At 37.1% G+C, this 1,389-nt stretch carries 1 protein-coding gene; it reads right to left on the reverse strand.

Annotated elements, in window-relative coordinates; genetic code table 11:
- Nucleotides 1–88 precede the first annotated feature (88 nt).
- The gene (locus JQC92_RS22255) at nt 89–1,237 is read right to left on the reverse strand and encodes a hypothetical protein (protein ID WP_205001711.1); all 1,149 of its coding nucleotides are present in this window, start codon (nt 1,235–1,237) and stop codon (nt 89–91) included.
- Between the last annotated feature and the right edge of the window lie 152 nt (nt 1,238–1,389).

The raw sequence follows: 1,389 nt of genomic DNA on the forward strand, positions 1-1,389 counted from the left end.
TTGACCATAGATCTTGGTTGAAAATTGACATGATGCGTTGCCTTATCTAGTGTAATTTACTGATCAGATCAACGAAACGATAATAAGTTCAATTTCCATAATATTTGTGTAGAAGAGTCAGCTCTGGTATAGGCTTTCTTGTAGTTGGTAAAATTCCTTTGGGGTCGACAAGATAAACTCTTTTATTCGGATTGTCGGATTTAACTGTCATCTTAATGCACTGATTTTCTTTTTTTAAACCGAGTGCTGCCTCTTTTCTAAGCTGTACATTATGTCTATAGGCTCTATAGTTTTTTGCAATTTTTTTGCTGGCTTTATCTTCTTTTTCTTCTTCTGACTCTACGTCCTCCGTATGGATTTTATCTGTTAATAAAGAGTTAGCTTCTGGTTCAGAATAAGATGAAGAAGGGGGAACTGGATGAAACCTTGCTAATGTTTTGAAATGCTCTGCGGCAGTATCATGGCAGAAATGCTGGTCTGAAATAGAAGTGTCAGGAGAACCATAACCACTGTCTGAATCCGTATCTACTGAAGCAGATAATTCACACCATAATGAAACAAGCGCTTCGACACGCTCTTGATTTAGAGGTCGGCCGAGTTTTGATTTAAGTGTTTCTTCGGTGAACTCATAGCTTGGATTGATTTGTTTATATGATGACATAGCCATTTCTATTGCTGCTATTTGCATCTCTTTGAGTGTTTTATTCCAAGATTCGATTTGGAGTTTAGTTTGATCATCCAAGCTCTCAGTATCAATTGTGCTCGTATTTATTTTTTCTAGCGATGTTGCCGTATCTTTAAGTTGGTATATTTCAAAAGATTCAACATGTTGAGGTTCAGTACTTGGTGCTGAAAAAGGCAATGTTAGAGTGAATGTTTGGTCGGACTTAATTTTTATTGTCAATTCATGCTTATGCTCGGGATACGCAAGCGTTGGAGACACGGTTAATTCCAGAAGTTGTAAGTCTTTTTTTACAACGAGTTGAGTTAAATCTTTAAAAGCTGCAGCAGATTGAGATGCACGATCAAAACCATCTTGGCCTTGGTTTCCTATTAATATAAAGAGTTTTCTGCATGCTTCTTTCTTAACTCCACCACTGAGTTTATCCAAAATTGAATCAAAAAAGCCCAGTTTAGAGGCTTCTTCTACACTACTAGACTTTTTAATCGCTTCTAATCTTCGTGCTTTAATTTCACGAGTAAAAGACGATGTTGATTTTCCAACAAGTAAGCTCATACTTCATTAGTCCCACAACTGGGTTGAAACCCCCGTCTTTCAGACGGGTAGCTTTTAGCTAGCAGTTGGCCTTATGATGTTTGTATGAGATACAGGCATGGTTCTCACACAAAATATAAAATTGAGTACCACTTTGTTTGGGTCACAAAGTA

It is taken from the genome of Parashewanella hymeniacidonis (genome assembly GCF_016900895.1).
Taxonomy (GTDB): domain Bacteria; phylum Pseudomonadota; class Gammaproteobacteria; order Enterobacterales; family Shewanellaceae; genus Parashewanella; species Parashewanella hymeniacidonis.